Annotated in this window: 23 protein-coding genes and 1 rRNA gene; 21 read left to right on the top strand and 3 right to left on the bottom strand. The window is 70.9% G+C overall.

All coding sequences use genetic code 11. The annotated features are described in order from the left end of the window. Position 1: 1 nt before the first annotated feature. Positions 2 to 118, top strand: a 5S ribosomal RNA gene (rrf, locus tag E1181_RS16430). Between the two features lie 253 nt (positions 119 to 371). On the opposite strand, the gene E1181_RS31810 is transcribed toward rrf, so the two are convergent. Further along, positions 372 to 1,709 carry a hypothetical protein gene (locus tag E1181_RS31810; RefSeq protein ID WP_207922174.1) on the bottom strand — a complete coding sequence of 446 codons (1,338 nt, stop codon included), beginning with the start codon at positions 1,707 to 1,709 and terminating at the stop codon, positions 372 to 374. Between the two features lie 39 nt (positions 1,710 to 1,748). On the opposite strand from E1181_RS31810, the gene E1181_RS32165 reads away from it, so the two are divergent. The 16 genes from E1181_RS32165 to E1181_RS16350 all read left to right on the top strand — a co-directional run bounded on the left by E1181_RS32165 (position 1,749) and on the right by E1181_RS16350 (position 17,307). Next, positions 1,749 to 2,480 carry a hypothetical protein gene (locus E1181_RS32165; protein ID WP_235876814.1) on the top strand — a complete coding sequence of 244 codons (732 nt, stop codon included), beginning with the start codon at positions 1,749 to 1,751 and terminating at the stop codon, positions 2,478 to 2,480. Further along, positions 2,477 to 3,475 (top strand): HAD-IIA family hydrolase, encoded by a 999-nt coding sequence (locus E1181_RS16420; RefSeq protein ID WP_132675742.1) that lies wholly within the window; start codon positions 2,477 to 2,479, stop codon positions 3,473 to 3,475. The genes E1181_RS32165 and E1181_RS16420 overlap by 4 nt, the downstream gene beginning before the upstream one ends. 91 nt (positions 3,476 to 3,566) lie before the next feature. Next, on the top strand, positions 3,567 to 3,797 hold the full coding sequence (locus E1181_RS16415) for a hypothetical protein (protein WP_207918964.1): 231 nt from the start codon (positions 3,567 to 3,569) through the stop codon (positions 3,795 to 3,797). 4 nt (positions 3,798 to 3,801) lie between these two features. After that, positions 3,802 to 4,656 (top strand): TlyA family RNA methyltransferase, encoded by an 855-nt coding sequence (locus E1181_RS16410; RefSeq protein ID WP_132675741.1) that lies wholly within the window; start codon positions 3,802 to 3,804, stop codon positions 4,654 to 4,656. Next, positions 4,653 to 5,540, top strand: coding sequence for an NAD kinase (locus E1181_RS16405; protein ID WP_132675740.1), 888 nt, complete (start codon positions 4,653 to 4,655; stop codon positions 5,538 to 5,540). The genes E1181_RS16410 and E1181_RS16405 overlap by 4 nt, the downstream gene beginning before the upstream one ends. Before the next feature lie 101 nt (positions 5,541 to 5,641). Beyond that, positions 5,642 to 7,441 carry a DNA repair protein RecN gene (recN, locus tag E1181_RS16400; protein ID WP_207922173.1) on the top strand — a complete coding sequence of 600 codons (1,800 nt, stop codon included), beginning with the start codon at positions 5,642 to 5,644 and terminating at the stop codon, positions 7,439 to 7,441. Positions 7,442 to 7,744: 303 nt separating this feature from the next. Beyond that, entirely contained in the window at positions 7,745 to 8,929 is a 1,185-nt protein-coding gene (gene steA, locus E1181_RS16395; protein WP_132675738.1) for a putative cytokinetic ring protein SteA, read from the top strand. Continuing rightward, complete coding sequence (locus E1181_RS16390) at positions 8,926 to 9,870, top strand: copper transporter (RefSeq protein WP_132675737.1); 945 nt, start codon at positions 8,926 to 8,928, stop codon at positions 9,868 to 9,870. The genes steA and E1181_RS16390 overlap by 4 nt, the downstream gene beginning before the upstream one ends. Positions 9,871 to 10,106: 236 nt before the next feature. Beyond that, positions 10,107 to 11,822 carry a CTP synthase gene (locus tag E1181_RS16385; RefSeq protein ID WP_408010001.1) on the top strand — a complete coding sequence of 572 codons (1,716 nt, stop codon included), beginning with the start codon at positions 10,107 to 10,109 and terminating at the stop codon, positions 11,820 to 11,822. 85 nt (positions 11,823 to 11,907) lie between these two features. Further along, positions 11,908 to 12,555 (top strand): NUDIX domain-containing protein, encoded by a 648-nt coding sequence (locus E1181_RS16380; protein ID WP_408009999.1) that lies wholly within the window; start codon positions 11,908 to 11,910, stop codon positions 12,553 to 12,555. Continuing rightward, a complete protein-coding gene (gene xerD / locus E1181_RS16375; protein WP_132675731.1) occupies positions 12,552 to 13,499 on the top strand; it encodes a site-specific tyrosine recombinase XerD in 948 nt (315 codons plus the stop codon). The genes E1181_RS16380 and xerD overlap by 4 nt, the downstream gene beginning before the upstream one ends. A 174-nt stretch (positions 13,500 to 13,673) precedes the next feature. Continuing rightward, positions 13,674 to 14,615: a ParA family protein gene (locus tag E1181_RS16370; RefSeq protein ID WP_132675729.1), complete on the top strand. Its 942-nt coding sequence runs from the start codon at positions 13,674 to 13,676 to the stop codon at positions 14,613 to 14,615. Continuing rightward, entirely contained in the window at positions 14,612 to 14,971 is a 360-nt protein-coding gene (locus E1181_RS16365) for a hypothetical protein (protein ID WP_132675727.1), read from the top strand. The genes E1181_RS16370 and E1181_RS16365 overlap by 4 nt, the downstream gene beginning before the upstream one ends. Positions 14,972 to 15,018: 47 nt before the next feature. Then, on the top strand, positions 15,019 to 15,873 hold the full coding sequence (locus tag E1181_RS16360) for a segregation and condensation protein A (protein WP_132675747.1): 855 nt from the start codon (positions 15,019 to 15,021) through the stop codon (positions 15,871 to 15,873). Beyond that, positions 15,873 to 16,544, top strand: a complete 672-nt coding sequence (scpB, locus tag E1181_RS16355; RefSeq protein ID WP_235876813.1) for an SMC-Scp complex subunit ScpB — start codon at positions 15,873 to 15,875, stop codon at positions 16,542 to 16,544. The genes E1181_RS16360 and scpB overlap by 1 nt, the downstream gene beginning before the upstream one ends. Beyond that, a complete protein-coding gene (locus tag E1181_RS16350) occupies positions 16,534 to 17,307 on the top strand; it encodes a pseudouridine synthase (protein WP_132675723.1) in 774 nt (257 codons plus the stop codon). The genes scpB and E1181_RS16350 overlap by 11 nt, the downstream gene beginning before the upstream one ends. A gap of 71 nt (positions 17,308 to 17,378) precedes the next feature. Here the strand turns inward: E1181_RS16350 and E1181_RS16345 are convergent, their stop codons facing one another. After that, the gene (locus E1181_RS16345) at positions 17,379 to 18,554 is read right to left on the bottom strand and encodes a cation:proton antiporter (RefSeq protein WP_132675721.1); all 1,176 of its coding nucleotides are present in this window, start codon (positions 18,552 to 18,554) and stop codon (positions 17,379 to 17,381) included. A gap of 82 nt (positions 18,555 to 18,636) precedes the next feature. Next, the gene (locus E1181_RS16340) at positions 18,637 to 19,119 is read right to left on the bottom strand and encodes a cation:proton antiporter regulatory subunit (protein WP_132675719.1); all 483 of its coding nucleotides are present in this window, start codon (positions 19,117 to 19,119) and stop codon (positions 18,637 to 18,639) included. Between the two features lie 184 nt (positions 19,120 to 19,303). Here E1181_RS16340 and cmk point away from each other — a divergent pair, with 184 nt between their 5' ends. From cmk to E1181_RS16320, 4 genes are all read left to right on the top strand, one after another. Next, positions 19,304 to 20,017, top strand: a complete 714-nt coding sequence (gene cmk, locus E1181_RS16335; protein WP_132675717.1) for a (d)CMP kinase — start codon at positions 19,304 to 19,306, stop codon at positions 20,015 to 20,017. Beyond that, a complete protein-coding gene (locus E1181_RS16330; RefSeq protein ID WP_132675715.1) occupies positions 20,014 to 20,685 on the top strand; it encodes a lysophospholipid acyltransferase family protein in 672 nt (223 codons plus the stop codon). The genes cmk and E1181_RS16330 overlap by 4 nt, the downstream gene beginning before the upstream one ends. Next, positions 20,682 to 22,112: a ribosome biogenesis GTPase Der gene (der, locus tag E1181_RS16325; RefSeq protein ID WP_132675713.1), complete on the top strand. Its 1,431-nt coding sequence runs from the start codon at positions 20,682 to 20,684 to the stop codon at positions 22,110 to 22,112. Before E1181_RS16330 ends, der begins: the two co-directional genes overlap by 4 nt. 286 nt (positions 22,113 to 22,398) lie before the next feature. Further along, positions 22,399 to 23,076 carry a response regulator gene (locus tag E1181_RS16320; RefSeq protein WP_132675711.1) on the top strand — a complete coding sequence of 226 codons (678 nt, stop codon included), beginning with the start codon at positions 22,399 to 22,401 and terminating at the stop codon, positions 23,074 to 23,076. Positions 23,077 to 23,081: the final 5 nt, after the last annotated feature.

Here is a 23,081-nt window from a genome sequence, read left to right as displayed (position 1 = left end):
TGTCGGTGGCGATGGCGGGGAGGGTCCGCCCGGTCCCATTCCGAACCCGGTAGCTAAGCTCCCCAGCGCTGATGGTACTGCACTCGCTAGGGTGTGGGAGAGTAAGACACCGCCGACACAATCCTTATGAGCGGGGCCGGTTGATCCGAGGATCAACCGGCCCCGCTTTTTCGTCGTGCTCTCCGTGGTCCCGGCCGGTCGCAGCGGGTTGACGAGCTGTACGATTTGTAGAAGGCGGTTCGGTCGTGGCTGTTCAGTCCCGCTCGGGGCTTGGATGACAGCACGGGCGCAGGTGGTCGATCAAGACCCCGCGATGACGGGCGCGCTAAGCCAGGGCTACTACCTTGGTAAGATTTTTTGGCTTTTCTTCTTCAGGAGGTTCGGTGTCCGGTTCCGACGACAAGCGCGGCGGTCCCCGCCGCGGGGCCGGTGCCGGCCGCAGCGGCCAGGGCGGCCGCGGCAACTACGACCGCAAGCCAGGCGGCAACTCGCAGGGCCGCGGCTCGTACGGTGGCCCGCGCCGCGACAACGACGGTGGTCAGCGTCGCTTCAACGACCGGGACAACCGGGGCGGAGAGCGCGGCGGCTACCGCAACGACCGCAACCGGGATGACCGGGGTGGTTTCCGCAACGACCGCAACGACCGCGGTGGTTACCGGGGTGACCGGGACAACCGGGGTCCGCGTGACGACCGCGGCGGATTCCGCACCAACCGCGACCGGTTCAACGACAGCGACCGCCGGGGCCCGCGCGACGACCGCAACCGGGACGACCGCGGCGGCGCCCGCCGTGACGATCGGCCGCGTCGTGATGACTTCCGGCGCGACGATCGCCGTGATGATCGTCGGGACAACCGCGGTGGCGGCTTCAACCGCGATGACCGTGGTCGGGACAACCGGGGTGGCGATCGCGGCGACTACCGCAACCGCGACGACCGCGGTGGTTTCAAGCGTGATGACCGTCCGCGTCGTGATGATCGGGACAACCGCGGAAGCTTCAACCGCGATGACCGTCCCCGTCGTGATGACCGGGGTGGCCGCGACGGTTTCCGGCGCGATGACCGTGGTCGGGACAACCGGGGTGGCGATCGCGGCGGCTACCGCAACGACCGCAACCGCGACGACCGCGGCGGCTTCAACCGCGATGATCGCCCGCGTCGTGACGACCGGGGCGGTTTCAAGCGTGATGACCGTCCGCGTCGTGATGACCGGGACAACCGCGGCGGCTTCAACCGCGATGATCGCCCGCGTCGTGACGACCGGGGCGGTTTCAAGCGTGATGACCGTCCGCGTCGTGATGACCGGGACAACCGCGGCGGCTTCAACCGCGATGATCGCCCGCGTCGTGACGACCGGAATCGGGATGACCGTCCCCGTCGTGACGACCGCGGTGGTTTCAAGCGCGATGACCGCCCGCGCCGCGATGACCGCGGTGGCCGGCGCGACGACTTCAAGAAGAAGGACGGCTTCCGCAAGGACGACGGCGGCTTCAAGCGCGACGGAGACCGCAGGCCGGAGCGCAAGGACGACGACGCGCCGAAGCCCGTCGAGCCGGAGCTCCCCGAGAGCGGTGTCGACCCGTCGGAGCTGGACCCGGAGGTTCGCCGCGAGCTGCTGTCGCTGCCGAAGGGCGCTGCCGACAAGGTCGCGCAGCACCTGGTCGCAGCCGGTCAGCTGATCGACGAGGACCCCGAGCGCGCTCTCGCGCACGCCCGCTTCGCGCGGCAGAAGGCGTCCCGGACCCCGTCGGTGCGCGAGGCCAACGGTCTCACCGCCTACCTGACGGGCGAGTGGAACGAGGCGCTGTCCGAGCTGCGCGCTGCGCGGCGGATGGGCGGCGGCCCGGGCCACCTGGCGATCATGGCCGACTGCGAGCGGGCGATGGGGCGTCCGGAGCGGGCTATCGAGCTGGTGCGCAGCGAGGAGGCGTTGCAGCTCGACAAGGAGGACGAGATCGAGCTGCGGATCGTCGCGGCCGGCGCGCGGCGCGACCTCGACGAGATCGAGGCCTCCGTGGTCAGCCTGCAGATCCCGGAGCTGGACCCGAAGATCCAGGAGCCGTGGAGCGCCCGGCTGTTCTACGCCTACGCCGACAACCTCCTGGCGGCCGGTCGTGAGCGGGACGCCTTCACCTGGTTCGTCCACGCGGCGCACGCCGACGACGAGGAGGAGACCGACGCTCCCGAGCGCCTCGAGGAGCTCGCGGTGCAGCTCGGTGGCCCGGAGGTCGTCGAGGAACTGGTCAACGAGGCCGAGGCCGCAGCGGAGATCGACGACGATGACCTCGATGAGGACGACGTCGACGGAGACGACCTCGACGAGGACGACGCTGACGATGACGACCTCGACGACGCCGAGGACGACGCTGAGGAAGGCGACCTCGATGAGGACGTCGACGAGTCCGACGCGGACGACGTGAAGGCCGACGAGGACGGCGGCAGCGCCGAGCCCGCGGCCGAAGGAGGATCGCGGACGCAGTGAACGGCATGCTGCTCGACGATCACGATGTCGTGCTGTTCGACCTGGACGGCACGGTGTACCGGGGCGGGGAACTGGTTCCCGGCGCGCTGGAAGCGATCCAGCAGGTGCACGGCCGCGGCGTGCCGGTCCGCTACGTCACCAACAACGCGTCCAAGCCCGATCAGGCGGTCGTCGACCACCTGATCGGGCTCGGGCTGAAGGCCGAGCGCAGCGAGGTGAGCACCAGCGCTCAGGCGGGTGCGGCGGTGCTCGCCGAGAAGCTGCCCGCCGGATCCCGAGTGCTGGTCGTCGGTTCCGCGGCGCTGGAGTCCGAAGTGGACCGGCTCGGCCTGGTGCCGGTCACCGAGTTCGCCGACGAGCCGGTCGCGGTGGTGCAGGGCCTGTCCACGGAGCTGGGTTACCGCGACTTCGCCGAGGCGTGCCTGGCGATCCGCGACGGCGCGCTGTGGGTGGCGTGCAACGCCGACCGCACGCTGCCCACCGAACGCGGGCTGATGCCCGGCAACGGCGCCTTGGTCGAGCTGCTGCGCGCGGCCACCGACCAGGACCCGCTGGTCGCGGGCAAACCGGAGCGTCCGCTGCTCGACCGCGCGGTCTCGTCGGCCGGAGCCGACCGGCCGCTGATGGTCGGGGACCGGCTGGACACCGACATCGCCGGTGCGGTGAAGGCCGGCATGCCCTCGCTGATGGTGCTCACCGGCGTCAACACGCCTCGCCACCTGCTGGAGGCAGCTCTCGGTGAGCGGCCGGGCAGCGTCGCGGCCGATCTGCGCGGCCTGTTCTCGCCCAAGTCCGAGGTCGCCATCGCCGCGCAGCCGGCGTGGTCGGTGACGGTCGGCGACGGGCTCGAACTGGCCTCCCGAGGTGAGGGCGACGAGCTGGGTGCGCTGCGCGCGCTGTGCGCGGCGTGGTGGTCGGCGGGTTCCGGCCCGGTGCAGGTGGTGGGCAGCGACGACGCGGCGCGCGCGGCGCTGCGGGCGCTGGACATCGACTGACCTGACGGGAACGGCGCCGATCGGTCGGCTAGCGTGAAGGTGGTGTCGCGCAACGTTCGCGCCCACCGGTGATCGAGGGGAGTACCCGCCCATGACCTCTCCGTGGCAGCAGCAGGCGCCCAACCCGGCGATGCTGGCGCGTCAGGCCGACGACGGGCAGTCGGCGATCGACGCGATCTCCGCGGCGATGACCGAGCTCGACGAGGTGCGCGACCAGCCCGTCGCCGAGCACGTGCAGCGCTTCGAGAACGTGCACAGCTCGTTGACCGAGGCGTTGTCGAAGGCCGACCACCTGCAGTCCCAGAACACCCCTCGGAGTTGACGAAGTGCCTCGCAAGGCGCGCCTGGACGCCGAACTGGTTCGGCGCGGGCTGGCCCGATCCCGGGAACACGCTGGAGAACTGGTCGCCGCAGGCCGGGTGAGCGTGCGCGGCATGATCGCGCGCAAGGCCGCCACCGCCGTGGAGATCGACGCACCCGTGCTGGTCACCGACGACGTCGACGACCCGGGCTGGGCTTCGCGCGGCGCCCACAAGCTGGTCGGCGCGCTGGAGGCGTTCGAGCCCGGCGGGTTGTCGGTGGCGGGCAAGCGCTGCCTGGACGCGGGTGCTTCCACCGGCGGGTTCACCGACGTGCTGCTGCGGCGGGAGGCCCGCGAGGTCGTCGCGGTCGACGTCGGCTACGGCCAGCTGGTGTGGAAGTTGCAGACCGATGAGCGGGTGCACATCCACGACCGCACCAACGTGCGGTCGCTGACGCCCGAGGACATCGGCGGTCAGGTGGGCCTGGTTGTCGCCGACCTGTCGTTCATCTCGCTCAAGCTCGTGCTGCCGGCGCTGGTCGCCTGCGCCACCGAGACAGCTGATCTCGCCCTGATGGTCAAACCGCAGTTCGAAGTGGGCAAACAACGGCTAGGCTCGGGTGGCGTGGTGCGGGATCCGCAGCTGCGCGCCGAAGCGGTGCTGGAAGTGGTCGACTTCGCCGCCGAGCACGGACTGGGACTGCGCGACGTCGTCGCCAGCCCGCTTCCGGGCCCGTCCGGGAACGTCGAGTTCTTCGTCTGGCTGCGGCCGGGCGCCGAAGCGGACCACGACCGCGCCAGCAGCATGGTGGCGGACGCGGTCGAGCGCGGACCGCAGACTTCGACCAGAAATTCATCCCGGCAAGGGAGTGGGAGTTGACCCGACGGGTGCTGCTGGTGGTGCACACCGGCAGGGAGCAGAACCTGCGCACAGCGGAGAAGGTCGCCGGTCGTCTGCTCGACGCGGGGATCGAGGTCCGGGCGCTCGCCGGCGAAGCCGATGAGCTGCGGGATTCCGCCTGCGAGGTCGCGAGACCGGACGAGAACCCCGCCGTGGGCACCGAGCTCGTGCTCGTGCTCGGCGGTGACGGCACGCTGCTGCGCGCCGCCGAACTCGCCAGACCCGCCGGGGTGCCGCTGTTCGGGGTGAACCTGGGCAGGGTCGGATTCCTGGCCGGTGCCGATTCCGACGCCCTCGACGAGGCGATCGCCGCCGTCGTCGAATCCCGCTACCACGTCGAGGAGCGGATGACCCTGGAGGTCACCGCGACGCTCAACGGTGACCAGGTCGCCGCCACCTGGGCGCTCAACGAGGCCAGCGTGGAGAAGAGCAGCCGGGAACGGATCCTGGACGTGGTCGTCGAGGTCGACGGCCACCCGGTGTCGGCGTTCGGCTGCGACGGCGTGCTGTGCTCGACCCCGACCGGTTCCACGGCCTACGCGTTCTCCGCGGGCGGCCCGGTGGTGTGGCCGGACGTCCAGGCGCTGCTGGTCGTGCCGAGCAACGCGCACGCGCTGTTCGCGGGACCGCTGGTGGTGTCGCGGGATTCCCTGGTGGCGATGGAGATCGACCAGCACGGGCACCACGCGGTGCTGTGCTGCGACGGTCAGCGGCAGTTCGACCTGCCGCCGGGTGCGCGCGTGGAGGTCGTCGGCGGTTCGACGCCGATCCGCCTGGTGCGCCTGCACGACACGTCGTTCACCGATCGGCTGGTCCGGAAGTTCGAGCTGCCCGTCCAGGGATGGCGCGGACCTGCCAAGTAGCGACCGCCCGCCGAGCAGATCGAACACAGTGTCTAACGATTTCGGTGGCGATCACCGCAGTGGGGCGTTCTCGGGGGCTCGGTGCCGATAGGGTGCTGAGTGTGTTGGCGGAGATGCGTATCCAGGGACTGGGCGTCATCGACGACGCCACGCTCGCACTGCACGCCGGCCTGACCGTGGTCACGGGTGAGACGGGCGCGGGCAAGACGATGGTGGTCACGGGACTCCATCTGCTCAGCGGCGGCAGGGCCGACGCCTCGCGGGTCCGGTCCGGTGCGCAGCGTGCCGTCGTGGAGGGCCGTTTCGCGACCACCCCGGACTCACCGGCGGCGAAGGTCGCCGGCGACGCCGGTGCCGAACCCGACGACGACGGAAGCCTGATCGCGCTGCGCACGGTGACCTCCGACGGGCGTTCGCGGGCGCACCTGGGCGGGCGTTCGGTGCCCAACGGCGTGCTCTCGGAGCTCTCCGAGCAGGTGCTCGCGGTGCACGGGCAGAACGACCAGCTGCGGCTGCTGCGCCCCGGCGAGCAGCGCGCGGTGCTCGACCGCTTCGCCGGTGAACCGGTGCTGCACGTCCTGGCCGACTACCAGCGGGTCCGCACCGAGTGGGCCGAGGTGGTGGGCGAACTCACCGAGCGCACCGAGCGCTCCCGCGAACTGTCCCGCGAAGCCGACCTGCTGCGCCACGGGCTGGCCGAGATCGAAGCCGTCAACCCCGAAGCCGGCGAGGACGTTTCGCTGGTCGACGAGGCGCGGCGACTCGCCGACGTGGACCAGCTGCGGGAGATCGCCGCAGGCGCCCAGCACGCGCTGTCCGGCTCCGCTGACGCCGATCCGGAGTCCCCGGGCGCGATCGGGCTGATCGGGGAGGCCGCCCGGCGGCTGTCCTCCTCGGAGGACCCGGCGCTGCGGGAACTCGAACCGCGCGTGGCCGAGGCCGTCGCGGTGCTCTCCGACGTGGGCGGCGAACTGGGCGCCTACCTGGACAAGCTCGACGCCGACCCGGCCCGCCTGGAGCAGGTGCTGGCCCGTCAGGCCGAGCTCAAGCAGCTCACCAAGAAGTACGCCGCGGACGTCGACGGAGTGCTGGCCTGGGCGGAGGACGCCCGCTTCCGGCTGTCCGGGATGGACACCTCGGAGGAGGCGCTGGCCGCGCTGGCAGCCCGCCGCGACGAGCTCGCGGTGGAACTCGCCGAGCACGCCAAGGTGCTCAGCGCGGCCCGCGCCGAAGCGGCCGTGCGCCTGGCCGACGCGGTCTCCGAGGAGCTGTCCGGACTGGCGATGGCGCAGGCCAAGCTGCAGGTCCTGGTGCACGCCAAGGAGGCCGAGGACGGCGACCCGAACGGGATCCCGGTCGACGACCGCAGGTTGCACGCCGGGCCGGAAGGCGTCGACGAGGTCGAGCTCCAGCTCATCGCGCACTCCGGTGCGCCCGCGCTGCCGATCCACAAGGGCGCCTCGGGAGGTGAGCTCTCCCGCGTCATGCTGGCGCTGGAGGTCGTGCTCGCTGACGCGGACACCGTGCCCACGCTCGTCTTCGACGAGGTCGACGCCGGCGTCGGCGGCCGCGCGGCGGTGGAGATCGGGCGTCGGCTGGCCCGGCTCGCGCGCACCCACCAGGTCATCGTGGTCACCCACCTCCCGCAGGTCGCGGCGTTCGCCGACCGGCACCTGGTGGTCGACAAGGGCCAGGTCGACGGCGGTCTCACCAAGAGCGACGTGCGACTGGTCGCCGACGAGCGCCGGGTCGTGGAGCTCGCGCGGATGCTCGCGGGCATGGAGTCGACCGAGACCGGGCGCGCGCACGCCGAGGAGCTGCTCGAGACCGCGAACACGTACAAGCTGACCCAGGAGAAGTTCGGCCGAAAGAGCAAGGCCGGCAAGAAGGCCTCCAAGTAGAGGGTTTCAAAGCTCTGTGGTCGTCCTGATTGACGGTGCGGGTAGCGGAACCTCAGACGCCGTCTGGCTCCGGGATCCGAGACCTGAGTATGAAACGGATACGCGGCGCTACGGCTGTCCTCGCCAGACGACGTCTGAGAACCCGCGGCGGTGCGAGTTGCTCGGGTGGGGCACGGAGAAAGCGACTACGTCGCTTGCCTGACGGTGATTGGGCTGGTTGGCCCTTTGGGCGTTGCGGCACATGACGCAGTGCTTTCGGCGTGGCGCGGCCACGATCGGTGATGGGTTTGTCACCATCGGCGTATGAAAATCAGCGGACTGCTGACTCGACAGCAGGAGGACCTGCCCGGTCTCGCCGGGGTCGCCAGGGTGGAACGCCGCTCCGGTGATCTGCCGCGCCGGGTCCGCGCCGGTGACATCGCGGTGATCGACCACGCCGACCTGGACCGCCGCAGCGCCGAGGCACTGGTCGCGGCCGGGGTGATCGGTGTGGTCAACGCCGCCCCGTCGATCTCCGGGCGCTACCCGAACCTCGGTCCCGAGGTGCTGCTCGCCGCCGGGATCGCGCTCGTCGACGGCGTTGGCATCGACATCCTCAACCAGGTCAAGGACGGCGCGAAGATCCGCCTGTTCGAGGGCGGCGTCTTCGCCGGGGAGCGCGAGCTGGGCCGCGGCGTCGAGCAGGACGCCAACTCCATCGCCGACCAGCTCATCGAGGCCAAGGCCGGGATGGCCACGCAGCTGGAAGCGTTCTCCGCCAACACCATCGAGTTCCTGCGCACCGAGCGCACGCTGATCCTCGACGGCATCGGCGTTCCCGAGCTGTCCGGCTCCATGGAGGGCCGGCAGGTGCTGGTGGTCGCGCCCGGGTACGGCCACGCCGACGACCTGCGCGCCCTGAAGCGCTACATCCGCGAGTACAAGCCGGTGCTGATCGGTGTCGAGGGCGGCGCCGACTCCCTGCAGCGCGCCGGTTACAAGCCCAACGTCATCGTCGGCGCCCCGGACACCGTCAGCACCGACACGCTGCGCAGCGGTGCCGAACTGGTCATCCCCGCGCACCTGGACGGGCACGCGCCCGGCCTGGAGCGCATCCAGGACCTCGGCGTGGGCGCGATGACCTTCCCCGCCTCCGGCAACCCGGAGGACCTCGCGCTGCTGCTGGCCGACGCGCACCAGGCGAGCCTGGTGGTGACCGTCGGCTTCCAGGCCACGCTCAGCGAATTCCTCGACCGCGGCCGCTCGGGTTCGAACCCGTCGACGTTCCTGACCCGGCTGCGGCTGGGCAGCAAGGTCATCGACGGCCCGGCCGTCGCCGCGCTGCAGCGCAACCGCACGCCGATGTCGGCCGTGGTGCTGCTGGTGCTGGCGGTGCTGCTGGTGGTCGCCGTGGCGCTGCTGGTGTCCGGGCTCGGTGCCGCCGCCATGAGCCAGATGGCCGACACCGCCGGTGTCGTGTCGGCCTACTTCAAGGGGCTGTTCTCGTGATCACGCTGCGCTACCACATCGTCTCGATCGCCGCGGTCTTCCTCGCGCTGGCCGTGGGCGTGGTGCTGGGCACCAGCTCGGTCAGCGAAGGCCTGCTGACGGCCGTGAGCGGGGAGAAGCAGGAGCTGCGCGCTCAGGTCGACGAGCTCGGTGCCGAGCGCGCCCAGCTCAAGGCCCAGGCCGACGCCGCCGACCGGTTCGACACGACCATCGCGCCGATGGCCGTGCGGGGTCAGCTCTCCGGCCGCAGCGTGGTCGTGATCAGCTCCGCCGACACCGACGACGGCCACCGCGCCGCGATCACCGAGCTGCTGCGCGACTCCGGCGCCGACATCACCGGTGAGGTTCGCCTCGGCGAGGGGCTCACCGACCCGGACCGCACCGATCAGCTCCGCGGTGTCGTCACCCAGCTGCTTCCCGCCGGGGTCCAGCTGCCCACGGCGGCGGACCCGGGCACCCTCGCCGGCGGCCTGATCGGCCCGTTGGCGCTGGTCAACCCCCAGACCGGGCAGCCGCAGGCCGCCGATGACGCCCGCGCGGCGGCGCTGTCCGGCCTGGCCGGTGGCGGCTACGCGACCGCGTCGGAGGGACTGCGTCCCGCGCAGCTGGCGGTGGTGCTCACCGGCGGTCGGCTGGAGGGCGACAGCGCGGCGGACCGGGCGACGGCGCTGGCGCGGTTGGCCACTCAGATCGACCGCTCCGGGCAGGGCGCGGTCCTGGCCGGTACGACGGGATCCGCCGACGGGCGCGGCGCGGTCGGCGTGGCGCGCGTCGATCCCGCGATGTCGTCGAGCCTGTCCACGGTGGACAACGCGGAGACCGGTGCCGGTCGCGTGGCGGTCGTCATGGCCGCCCGCGAGCAGGCGGATCGGCAGGCCGGGCACTACGGTGTGGCCAGCAGCGCGCAGGGACCCGTGCCGGGCGCCCGCGGCGCTTCGTGACCCGCGGGTTCGCCCCTGGTCGTGCGCGGTTCACCGAGACGTCACGGTTGACCGGCCGGTAGGCCGCCGGATGGCGGTTGACCCGGCCGGTTCGCCGTTTCCAGAAAGGGCGGGTCTCGGTGCGGGCCCGGACCGTCGTGCGTTAGGCTGGAATTCCGTGGGAGCGACGGATCCAGCCGTCCTGCCAGCGCAGAGATCCAGCCAGGCGACGGCTTGACCACGGGGAGCTTTTGTTGGTGCCGCAAGCACGCACGATCAAGCATGTTTTCGTAACGGGGGGCGTTGCCTCGTCGTTGGGGAAGGGGCTCACGGCGTCCAGCCTGGGCGAACTGCTCACCTCCCGCGGCCTGCGGGTGACCATGCAGAAGCTCGACCCCTACCTGAACGTCGATCCGGGGACGATGAACCCCTTCCAGCACGGTGAGGTGTTCGTCACCGAGGACGGCGCTGAGACCGACCTGGACATCGGTCACTACGAGCGGTTCTTGGACCGCGATCTGACCCGCAACGCCAACGTCACCACCGGCCAGGTGTACTCCGCGGTCATCGCCAAGGAGCGCCGCGGCGAGTACCTGGGTGACACGGTGCAGGTCATCCCGCACATCACCGACCAGATCAAGGCCCGCATCAGGGCCATGGCCGAGCCCGACGAGAACGGCGTCACGCCTGATGTGGTGATCACCGAGGTCGGTGGCACCGTCGGCGACATCGAGTCGCTGCCGTTCCTGGAGGCCTGCCGCCAGGTCCGCCACGACGTGGGTCGGGACAACTGCTTCTTCCTGCACGTCTCGCTGGTGCCGTACCTGGCGCCGTCGGGCGAGCTCAAGACCAAGCCCACCCAGCACTCGGTGGCGGCCCTGCGCAACATCGGCATCCAGCCCGACGCGCTGGTCTGCCGCGCCGACCGCGAGCTGCCGTCCGACCTCAAGCGCAAGATCGCGCTGATGTGCGACGTCGACACCGACGGCGTGGTGGCCTGCCCGGACGCGCCGTCGATCTACGACATCCCGAAGGTGCTGCACAGCGAGGGCCTGGACGCCTACATGGTGCGCAGGCTCGGGCTGCCCTTCCGCGACGTCGACTGGTCGGTGTGGGGCGACCTGCTGGACCGGGTGCACAACCCGTCCGAGCGGGTGCGCATCGCGCTGGTCGGCAAGTACGTCGACCTGCCCGACGCCTACCTGTCGGTGACCGAAGCCCTGCGCGCGGGCGGGTTCGCCCACCACGCCAAGGTGGAGATCTCCTGGGTCGGTTCGGACACCTGCGAGACCGACTCCGGTGCGGCGCAGGCCCTGGCCGGCGTGGACGGCGTGCTGATCCCGGGCGGGTTCGGCGTGCGCGGCATCGAGGGCAAGCTCGGCGCCATCCGCTACGCGCGCACCAACAACATCCCGGTCCTCGGGCTGTGCCTGGGCCTGCAGTGCATGGTGATCGAGACGGCCCGGTCGCTGGGCGGTCTGGAGCGCGCGAACTCCACCGAGTTCGAGGAGCCCTGCCAGCACCCGGTGATCAGCACCATGGCCGACCAGCACGACGTGATCTCGGGTGACCGGGACATGGGCGGCACGATGCGGCTGGGTTCCTACCCGGCGAAGCTGGCCGACGGCTCGATCGTCGCCGAGGCCTACGGCACCACCGAGGTCCACGAGCGGCACCGGCACCGCTACGAGGTCAACAACTCCTACCGGGACCGGCTGAGCAAGGTCGGCGTGGTCTTCTCCGGCACCTCGCCCGACGACCGCCTGGTCGAGTTCGTCGAGCTGGACCGCGAGATCCACCCGTTCTTCGTGGGCACCCAGGCGCACCCGGAGCTCAAGAGCCGTCCGACCCGCCCGCACCCGCTGTTCGCGGCGTTCGTGAAGGCGGCCATCGACTACCAGGCGGCCGAGCGGCTTCCGGTGGAGCTGGAGACGGCCGCGTCGGAACCGGAGTCCGAACCCGCCGGAGCCTGATTCCTCGCAGGTGAGCGGCCCGCACGACCGGTGACGGTGGTGCGGGCCGCTTCATCGGTGGGCGATCGGCTCTAGGGTGGTGCTCGTGGAGACCACGGGTAGCGGTGTCGCGCGCACCAACGGAGAGCACGAGTTCACCACGCTGGCCAGTGAAGACGTCTACGTCGGGCGGATCCTGGCGCTGCGGGCGGACGAAGTGGGCATGCCCGGCGGAGGTCACGCCCGCAGAGAGGTCGTCGAGCACTACGGCGCCGTGGCCATCGCCGCGATCGACGAGCAGGAGCGAGTCGTCCTGGTCCACCAGTACCGCTACCCGATCGGCCGCAGGCTGTGGGAACTTCCCGCCGGTCTGCTCGACGTCGCCGGTGAGCCGCCGGTGCGCACCGCGCAGCGCGAGCTCGCCGAGGAAGCGGGACTGGCCGCCGAGGACTGGTCGGTGCTGGTCGACGTGGCCACCTCGCCGGGCTTCACCGACGAGGTGGTGCGGGTGTTCCTCGCCACCGGCCTGTCGGAGGTGACCCGTCCCGACGCCGTCGGCGACGAGGAAGCGGACCTGATCATCGAGCGGTTCCCGCTGGCGGAAGCGATCCGGATGGCGTTCGCGGGGGAGATCGTGAACGGTCCGGCGGTGGCCGGTCTGCTGGCCGCCCAGGCGGCGCGCGGTGGTGTCGCGCAGACCCGCCCGGCCGACGCCGAGTGGGTCGACCGGCCGCGGCGATTCGCGGCCCGGTGAAGGGTTTCGAGTCGCTGCCGCCGGGATTGCGCACCGCCGTCGGCGAATACCTCGACCACCTCGCGGTCGAGCGGGGAACCGCGCGCAGCACGCTGGACTCCTACGCGCGCGACCTGCGCCGTTACGCGGAATTCCTGGTGACCCAAGGTGTTTCCGGGCTCGACGAGGTGCGCACCGAGCACCTGGCGGAGTTCCTGGCGCAGCTGCGGGAAGGCGTCGAAGGCCGACCGCCGCTGGCGTCGTCGTCGGCGGCGCGGGCGCTGGTGGCCGCGCGCGGCCTGCACCGGTTCGCCCACGCCGAGGGCAGGATCGCCGTCGACGTGGCGCGCGAGGTCGCGCCTCCGAGCCCGCCGAAGCGGCTGCCGAAGGCGCTGTCGGTCGACGACGTGGGACGGCTGCTCGAGCACGCAGGCGGGGACGATCCGCGCGGGCTGCGGGACCGGGCGCTGCTGGAACTGCTCTACTCGACCGGGGCTCGCATCTCCGAAGCGGTCGGGCTCGCCGTCGACGACATCGACCGGACCGACCGCACCGTTCTGCTGGACGGGAAGGGCGGCAGGCAGCGGCTCGTGCCGATCGGGCGTCCCGCGCTGGCGATGCTGGAGGCGTACCTGGTGCGGGCGAGGCCGGTGCTGGTGGCGCGCGGGCGCGGCAGTTCGGCGGTGTTCCTGAATTCGCGCGGCACCGGACTTTCCCGCCAGAGCGCGTGGAACGCGTTGAAAGCAGCTGCGCAACGGGCGGGAATCGCGGAAACGGTTTCGCCCCACGTGCTGCGCCATTCCTTCGCCACGCACCTGGTCGAAGGAGGGGCGGACGTGCGCGTGGTGCAGGAGCTGCTGGGACACGCCTCAGTGACGACGACGCAGGTGTACACGCTGGTCACGGTCAACACGCTTCGGGAGGTCTACGCCACGGCACATCCGCGCGCACACCTTTCGGGGTGAGATCACCGCTTGCGCATGCGCGTGATCAACGAAAGCGGTAGATCTTCATCACACGCACATCACGAACTTCCGCCGATCCAATTACCGACACGACGGCGAGGCACGTTGCCGCAGGTCGTTTGAGCGACTTAGGCTGCGATCGATCGCCACCGGTACCGAAGGAGTCAGATCGCCATGTCGTTGCCGCATCCTTCCGCCGCCCGGCGGCCTCGGGGCGCGGTCGACCTGAGCATCGCCCCCGAGACCACAGGTCCTGCGGCCAACGCCGATCAGAACCAGGACGCCCGCGGTCTCGGTCCGACCGGTCGGCCGCTCCGGCACATCCCCGAACCCCCGCTGCTGGACGAGCACGGGCCCGCGTCGGTGCTGGCCATGTGCAACCAGAAGGGCGGCGTCGGCAAGACCACCTCGACGATCAACCTCGGTGCCGCGCTCGCGGAACACGGGCGCCGGGTTCTGCTGGTGGACTTCGACCCGCAGGGCGCGCTTTCGGTCGGCCTCGGCGTTCAGCCGCACCAGCTCGAGCAGACGATCTACAACGTCATCATGGAGCGCGGCGTCACCGTCGAGGACGTGGTGCGCCGCACCACCGTCGAGGGCATGGACCTGCTGCCCAGCAACATCGACCTCTCCGCCGCCGAGGTGCAGCTGGTCACCGAGGTCGGTCGCGAGCAGACGCTGCACCGCGTGCTGCGGCAGTCGATCGAGGAGTACGACTACATCCTGGTGGACTGCCAGCCCTCGCTCGGCTTGCTCACGGTGAACGCGCTGGCCGCTGCCGACGGCGTCATCATCCCGCTGGAGTGCGAGTTCTTCAGCCTGCGCGGGGTGGCGCTGCTGATCGACACGATCGAGAAGGTGCGCGAGCGGCTGAACCCGAAGCTGGAGATCAGCGGCATCCTGGCGACGATGTTCGACCCGCGCACGCTGCACTCCCGCGAGGTCATGCAGCGCGTGGTGGAAGCCTTCGGTGACGTCGTCTACGACTCGGTGATCAACCGGACGGTGCGGTTCCCGGAGACCACGGTCGCCGGTGAGCCGATCACCAGGTGGGCGCCGCGTTCCGCCGGCGCCCAGGCGTACCGGGCGCTGGCCCGCGAGGTGATCGCTCGATGACGCGTCGGGTCGCCCTGCCCGGAGCTGCGGAACTGTTCCGTACTACTGTCCCTCGGACGGATCAGGGCTCCGCGCCGCAGGAGGACCCGAAGCCGGCCGCCCCGGTCAAGGAGCAGGGGCGGGCACGGTCGGCGGGTTCGGGTCGGCGCAAGCACGATTCGAAGATCACCGTGTACGTGTCCGACGAGGAGTTGCTGGGTTTGGAGCAGGCTCGGCTCGCGTTGCGGGCGGACCACGGCATCGCCGTGGACCGCGGCCGCGTCGTGCGCGAGGCGATCGCGGTGCTGCTGGCCGACTTCACCGAGCACGGTGCGGACTCGGTGCTGGTCCGGCACCTGCGGGAGTCCGGCGAGTGACCGATGCCCCACAACCCGGCGCCGAACTCGCACCGTCCGACGCCGGGATCGATGCAGCACAACAGGATTCCTCGTTAGCGGAGACCGAAGCGAAGTCCGGTGACGGGAAGTTCACCGTTCGGCTGGAGAACTTCGAGGGCCCCTTCGACCTGCTGCTCCAACTGATCTCCGCGCACGAGCTCGACGTCACCGAGGTGGCGCTGCACAAGGTCACCGACGAGTTCATCGCCTACACCCGCACGCTCGGTGAGCACTGGGACCTGGACGAGACCACCGAGTTCCTGGTGGTCGCCGCGACGCTGCTGGACCTCAAGGCCGCCCGGCTGCTGCCCGCCGCCGACGTCGAGGACGAGGCCGACCTCGCGCTGCTGGAAGCCCGCGACCTGCTGTTCGCGCGGCTGTTGCAGTACCGCGCCTACAAGCAGGTCGCCGCGCTGTTCGCCGAGCTGGAAGCCGGTGCGCTGCGCCGCTACCCGCGCTCGGTGTCGGTGGAGGAGCGCTACGAGAACCTGCTGCCGGAGGTGGTGATCGGCGTCGACCCGCAGCGGTTCGCCGAGATCGCCGCCTCGGTGTTCCGGCCGAAACCACCGCCGACGGTCTCGCTGGACCACATCCACCAGCACGGCGTGTCGGTGCGCGAGCACGCCGCTCTGCTGCGGGTTCGGCTGGCGGAGAAGGGCACGTTGACCTTCACCGACCTGGTGTCGGACTGCGGGCACACCGTCGAGGTCGTGGCCAGGTTCCTGGCGCTGCTGGAGCTGTACCGGGAGAAGGTGCTGCAGTTCGAGCAGGACAGCCCGCTCGGCGAGCTGCAGGTGACCTGGGTCGGCGGCAGCCTCGCCCAGGCGCAGGCCGAGGCCGAGGCGCAGCGAGCCAAGAAGGAAGAAGAGGAGTACGGCTGATGGCCGCCGAAGCGGAACCCGAGGTCGACGCGCAGCCGGACGAGGTGACGGGCGCGGAGGAAGCTCCCGCCGAACCCGGGCCGGAGGCCGCGGCCGACGAGGCGGTGGAGACCCCCGGGGCTCCCGACCTCACCGCCGATTCCGAGCTGGACGCCGCGCTGGAGGCGTTGCTGCTGGTCGTGGACGTGCCGGCGGGGGACGAGCTGATCGCGGAGACGCTGGAGCAGCCGGTCTCCCGGGTCCGCTCCGCGCTGCGGAGGCTGTCCGAGGCCTACGCGGAGAGCGAGCGCGGCATCGACCTGCGCTACGTCGGCGACGGCTGGCGCTTCTACTCCCGCGAGAAGTACGCGCCGTACGTCGAGCGCTACCTGCTCGACGGGCAGCGGACCAAGCTGACGCGCGCTGCGCTGGAGACCCTCGCGGTGATCGCCTACCGGCAGCCGGTGACGCGCTCCCGGGTCGCGGCGGTACGGGGTGTGAACGTGGACGGCGTCATCCGTACCCTTGTGGGGCGCGGTCTGATTGGCGAGGCCGGCACCGACCCGGAGACGGGCGGCATCCTGTACTGCACGACCGAGCTGTTCCTGGAACGGCTGGGGCTGTCGTCGCTCAAGGACCTGCCGCCGCTCGCACCCCTGTTGCCCGAAGTGGATTCGATCGATGACGTCTGAACGCCGTTCCCCGTCCAGTGCCGCGAAGGACCCCAACGACGAGGGGGTGCGCCTGCAGAAGGTGCTGTCGCAGGCCGGTGTCGCGTCTCGGCGGGCCGCCGAGGAGATGATCGTCGAGGGCCGCATCGAGGTCAACGGCGAGGTCGTCATGGAGCTGGGCCGCCGCGTCGACCCGGAGACCGCGGTGATCCACGTCGACGGCAGCCGGGTGATGACCAACACCAACCTGACGCACCTGCTGCTGAACAAGCCCGCCGGGATCCTGTGCACCATGTCCGACGACAAGGGACGTCCGTGCATCGGTGACTACCTGCGGGAGCGCCAGGGCAAGCTGTTCCACGTGGGACGCCTGGACCAGGACACCGAGGGCCTGCTGCTGATCACCAACGACGGCGAGCTCGCCAACCGGCTGATGCACCCGTCGTACAAGGTGCGCAAGACCTACATGGCCGAGGTGCTGGGACCCATCCCGAAGGACCTCGGGCAGCGGCTGCGCGAGGGCGTGGAGCTGGAGGACGGCCCGGTGAAGGTGGACCGCTTCAAGCTGGTCGACCAGAACCAGAACCGCGCGCTGGTGGAGATCGTGCTGCACGAGGGCCGCAAGCGCATCGTGCGCCGGCTGCTCAAGCACGTCGGGCACCCGGTGCAGCGCCTGGTGCGCACCCGCATCGGCGACGTGCAGCTCACCACCGAGCGCCAGGGAGCGATCCGCCCGCTCAACGGCCAGGAGGTCGCGTCCCTCTACAAGATCGTCGACATGTGAGCTTCAGCTGAGAAGGAATCCGCGGCCGGGACTTCCCGGCCGCGGATTCTTCGTTCTGGGCGGTGAACCGCTCACACGGTCTGGGGCTTGCGCATCAGGACCGCGCGGGCGAGGGGCTCGACGACGCGGGCAGCGACCGGGCCGATGATGGCCATGAGCAGGACGTAGGCGGTGGCCAGGGCCGCGAGCTCGCCGTCGACCGCGCCGGAGGACACGGCCAGGCCCGCGATGACGATGGAGAACTCGCCGCGCGCCACCAGGGCCGCGCCCGCGCGCAGCCGGCCCATCCGGGCCACGCCCTGCATGCGGGCCGCGATCCAGCCGGTGAGGACCTTCGTGGCGCAGGTCAGCGCGGCCAGGCCCAGCGCGATCGGCAGCACCGGCGGGATCTGCACGGGATCGGTGTTGAGGCCGAAGACGACGAAGAACACCGCGGCGAACAGGTCGCGCAGCGGCTCCAGCATGCGGGTCGCGTTCTGCGCGGTGGATCCGGAGATCGCGATGCCGAGCAGGAACGAGCCGACCGCGGCCGAGACCTGCAGCTCGGAGGCCAGCCCGGCGACCAGCAGCGCGGCACCGAGCAGCCGCAGCAGGAAGACCTCGGGGTCGGGGCTGTCCACGATCGCGGAGACGTACTTGCCGAAGCGCAGTGCGATCAGCAGCACCACGGTGATCACCAGCAGCGAGATGCCGACCGCGGTCAGACCGCCGACGAAGCTGACCCCGGCCAGCAGCGCGGTGAGGATCGGCAGGTAGACGGCCATCGCGAGGTCTTCGAAGACCAGGATCGACAGGATCACCGGCGTCTCGCGGTTACCGAGCCTGCCCAGATCGCCGAGGACCTTGGCCACGATGCCCGACGAGGAGATGTAGGTGACGCCGGCCATCGCCAGCGCGCCGATCGGGCCCCAGCCCAGCATCAGCGCCACGATCGCTCCGGGAGCGGCGTTGAGCACGATGTCGATCAGCCCGGCCACCCAGGAGCGGCGCAGCCCGGTGACCAGTTCGCCCGCGGAGTACTCCAGCCCCAATAACAGCAGCAGGAGCACCACGCCGATCTCGGAGGCGATGTGGGTGAACGGCTGGATGCCGTGCAGCGGGATCAGTCCGCCGGTGCCGAACGCGACGCCACCGAGCAGGTACAGCGGGATCGGTGATATGCCGATCTTCCACGCGAGTCTCCCGAGGATGCCGAGACCGAAGAACACCGCTCCCAGCTCGATAAGGGAGATCGCCGTGTCGTGCACCGTGTTTCCTCTCGCGTGTTCCCTGCGTATGGAGTTGTGACGGTCGGTCGGCGTTGACCTCCGCTGGCCGTGCTCTGCCGGCTCAGCCCTGGGTGAGGATCTCCCCGGCCGCCCGCAGCCCTTCGGTCGTGCCCACCACGACCACCAGGTCACCGGCGGCGAACACGAAGTCCGGCCGCGGCGACGGGTGGACGACGCCCTCCCGCACCACCGCGACGATCGACACCGAGGTGCGGGTGCGCATCTCGGTGTCGCCCAGCTCGCGGCCCGCGTAGGGCGAACCGGCGGGGACCGGCAGCTGCCAGGTGGTCACCCCGGCGACCTCCCGCTGCTGCTCGGCGAGCTTCGACACCAGCTGAGGGGCCCCCAGCAGACCGGCCAGCGTGCTGGTCTCGGTGCTGGACAGCTCGACCGAGGCGGCGACCTTGTCCGGGTCCTCGTGGTCGGAGACGATCAGCTCGAAACGCCCGTCCCGATAGGTGATCACCCCGACGCGGTGACCAGATCCAGTGGTGAAGTCCTGGCGCGTGCCGAGCCCCGGCAGCGGAGTCACAGTTACGTCCACTCTTGCAACCCTAAAGGGCTTTGCGCGTATTCCTTGATCCGCCCGGGGGAAGTTCCCGGTCTCGCGTCCGGTTCCGATCCCGAACCGGACGCGATTGGGATTCACCAGTGGCGGCCAGGCAGAATGGTTGGTTGGTTCCGGCGATCCGCCGGGAAGGATTTCGTGAACGGGGAGGAACGGCGACGTGGCGCAGGCCAGGCTTCGTGGAGTAGTGGCTCTCGACGGACCGTCGGGTACCGGCAAGTCCACGGTGTCGAAGAAGTTGGCGGCGGCTCTCGGCGCGACCTACCTCGACACCGGTGCGATGTACCGGGCGGTGACGCTCGCCGTGCTGCGCGCGGGGATCGACCCCACCGACGCCGCTGCGGTGACCCGGGTCGCGCGCGCCGCCGAGCTGGGCATGGGGACCGATCCGCTCGCGCCCGCCGTGCGGCTCGACGGCGCGGACGCGGAACCGGAGATCCGGGGCCCCGAGGTCACCGCCGCCGTCTCGGCGGTCTCCGCGGTGCCCGAGGTCCGCGAGCTTCTGGTGGCGATGCAGCGGGAGCTGATCGGCAGCGCGATCGACGAGCCGGGCGGCATGGTCGTGGAAGGCCGCGACATCGGCACGGTCGTCGTGCCGGACGCGGGCCTGAAGGTCTACCTGACGGCCTCCGCGGACGCGCGCGCCGCGCGCCGGACCGCGCAGGACGCCTCCGACGGCCGCGAGAGCGACCTGCGCAGCACCCACGCCGACGTGCAGCGCCGCGACGCGCTGGACTCCGGCCGCGAGGTGGCGCCGCTGCGCCAGGCCGAGGACGCCGTCGAGGTCGACACCACCGACCTCGACATCGCCGGTGTGCTCGAACAGCTCACCAAGCTCGTGGAGTCGCGCGGCCTGCTGGGAGGTGCGGCGTGAGCGAAGAGCTTCCCGAGGGCGCCTCGGCCGGCCTGCACCGCCTGGCCCGGTGGATCTCGCGCTGGCCGCTGCGGCTGCCGTTCCGCGTGACGGTGCGCGGTCGCGAGCACATCCCGCGCAGCGGTCCGGTGGTCCTGGTGGCCAACCACAGCTCGCTGCTGGACGGTCCGCTGCTGCTGGGAATGGTTCCGCGCCCGGTGGTGTTCCTGATCAAGCAGGAGATGTTCAGCGGTGCGCTGGGCTGGTTCCTGACCCGCATCGGGCAGATCGGCGTCCGGCGCGGTGAACCCGATCGAACCCCGCTGCTGACCGCGGTCCGCGTGCTCAAGGGCGGCGGCGTGGTCGGGGTGTTCCCCGAGGGCACGCGTGGTTCCGGGGAGATCGACAACGCCCAGCACGGGGCGGCGTGGCTCGCGCGCGCCTCGGGGGCGCAGATCCTGCCGGTGGCGTGCCGGGGCACCCGACGTCCCGAAGGATCGGGCCGTAGGCTGTTACCCAGGATCGACGTGTTGTTCGGGGAGCCGATTTCCCCGGCGGGCGGCAAGGGCCGCGCCGGGCTGGTGGCGGCAACCGAGACCGTCCGCAACGAACTGGTCGAGCTGATCGCCGAGTTGGATCGGCAGGTCGCCGACCGGACCACTGACGATGTGAGAGGTAAACGAGCGTGACCGACGAGTCGCTGGAGGACCTGGACGGCACGTGGTCCGACGAGTCCGAATGGGCGGAGTTCGACGAGGCCGCCGCGCAGGGCGACGAGGCGTCGCCGAAGCCACAACCGGTCCTGGCCGTGGTCGGACGCCCCAACGTGGGCAAGTCCACCCTGGTCAACCGCCTGCTGGGGCGTCGTGAGGCCGTCGTGCAGGACACCCCGGGCGTGACCCGGGACCGCGTCGCCTACGACGCGCTGTGGAGCGGACGCCGCTTCACCGTCGTCGACACCGGCGGTTGGGAGCCCGACGCCAAGGGGCTGCAGAGCGCCGTCGCGGCCCAGGCCGAGATGGCCATGCACACCGCCGACGCGATCGTGCTGGTCGTCGACGCCAAGGTCGGCGCCACCGCCACCGAGGAAGCCGTGGCCCGCGTGCTGCGCCGCTCGAAGCGGCCGGTGATCGTGGTGGCCAACAAGGTCGACGACGAGCGCGGCGTGTCCGACGTGCACTCGCTGTGGTCGCTCGGCTTGGGCGAGCCGATGCCGGTCAGCGGTCTGCACGGGCGAGGCTCGGGCGACCTGCTGGACCGGGTGCTGGAGGCGCTGCCGGAAACCCCGCGCGAGGTCTTCGGCGCCACCGGCGGACCCCGCCGCGTCGCGCTGGTCGGCAAGCCCAACGTCGGCAAGTCCAGCCTGCTCAACAAGCTCACCGGCGAGGACCGCTCGGTGGTGCACGACGTCGCCGGCACCACCGTGGACCCGGTCGACTCGCTGGTCGAGCTCGACGGCCAGGTGTGGCGCTTCGTCGACACCGCCGGCCTGCGCAAGCGGGTCAAAACCGCCAGCGGAACCGAGTACTACGCGTCACTGCGCACCAAGGCCGCCATCGAGGCCGCCGAGGTCGCGATCGTGCTGGTCGACGGTTCGGAGCCGATCAGCGAGCAGGACCTGCGGGTGATCACGATGGTGGTCGAGGCGGGACGCGCGCTGGTGCTGGCCTACAACAAGTGGGACAAGGTCGACGACGACCGCCGCAACCAGCTGGAGAAGGAGATCGACCGCGAGCTGGTGCGGGTTCGCTGGGCGGAGCGGGTCAACGTCTCGGCGCTGACCGGCCGCTCGGTGGCCAAGCTGGCGCCGCAGCTGCGCACCGCGCTGGACTCCTGGGACACCCGGGTCTCCACCGGTCGCCTCAACGGCTGGCTCAACGAGCTGGTCGCGGCCAACCCGCCGCCCGCGCGCAGCGGTCGTCAGCCGAAGATCCTCTTCGCCACCCAGGCGCAGACCCGGCCGCCGACGATCGTGCTGTTCACCACCGGCTTCCTGGAGGCCGGCTACCGGAGGTTCCTGGAGCGCAAGTTCCGCGAGACCTTCGGATTCGTCGGCAGCCCGGTCCGGATCTCGGTGCGGGTCCGTGAGCGCAAGGCCAAGGGCAAACGAGGGTAAGAATTCGACTTTCTCGGCGGTGCGGTAGCGGAACCTGAGCGGCTCCGTGGACTCCGCGCGCCACTCCTTGAGCATGTCGAATACGCGGCGTCGCGGCGTGCTCGCCACGAAACCGCTCAGAACCCGCGGTGGTGCCGGTTGCTCAGGTGCGGCGAAGAGAAAGCGGCGAGGCCGCTTGCGCTGCGCGTGGTCGTTGGACGACGTGTCCGGGTGGTGCGTGCGCTGAGGACATCCGCTCCGGTTAGTCTGCTGGCGACCCTCGGGAACGGCGGAGGTGAACCGAGAGGTGGCGGCAACCGACGGCGGCGGGCCGATCCAGGTCGTGCTGGCCGACGACGAGCCGATGCTGCGACGCGGGCTCAAGGTCATGCTGGAGAGCAGCGGCACCATCGAGGTGGTGTCCGAGGCCGGTGACGGTCACGGACTGCTCTCCCAGGTGCGCGCGCACCGGCCGCACGTCGCCCTGATCGACGTCCAGATGCCGGGCAAGGACGGGCTCACCGCGCTGCGCGAGGTGGCGCGGTTGCCCGAGCCACCCGCGTCCGCCGTGCTGACCACGTTCGACCTCGACGACTACGTCGCCGACGCGCTGCGCTTCGGCGCTCAGGGGTTCCTGCTCAAGGACGCCGAGCCGGAGGTGCTGGTGCGCGCGGTGCAGGACCTGGCCGCAGGCGGTGCGGTGCTGGACCCGAGGATCACCGCGCGGCTGCTGCCGCGGCTTCGCGTCACCAGCGACAACGCCCGCGAGCTCGACCTGGTCAAGGCGCTGTCCGCGCGGGAGCGGCAGGTGCTCCAACTGCTCGCCGACGGCCGCTCCAACGCCGACATCGGTTCCCGGCTGGGACTGACCGAGGCGACGGTGAAGAGCTACGTCTCCACCGTCCTGTCCAAGCTCGGCGCGCAGAACCGGGTGCAGGCCGCTCTGATCGCGCAGCGGGTCTCCGGCGTCGGCGGTGCGCGGTGAACGGC

The organism is Saccharopolyspora terrae (assembly GCF_004348435.1).
Lineage (GTDB): Bacteria > Actinomycetota > Actinomycetes > Mycobacteriales > Pseudonocardiaceae > Saccharopolyspora > Saccharopolyspora endophytica.
The sequence above is the reverse complement of the archived record's forward strand: the minus strand, read 5'-3'. Positions and strand labels throughout refer to the sequence as shown.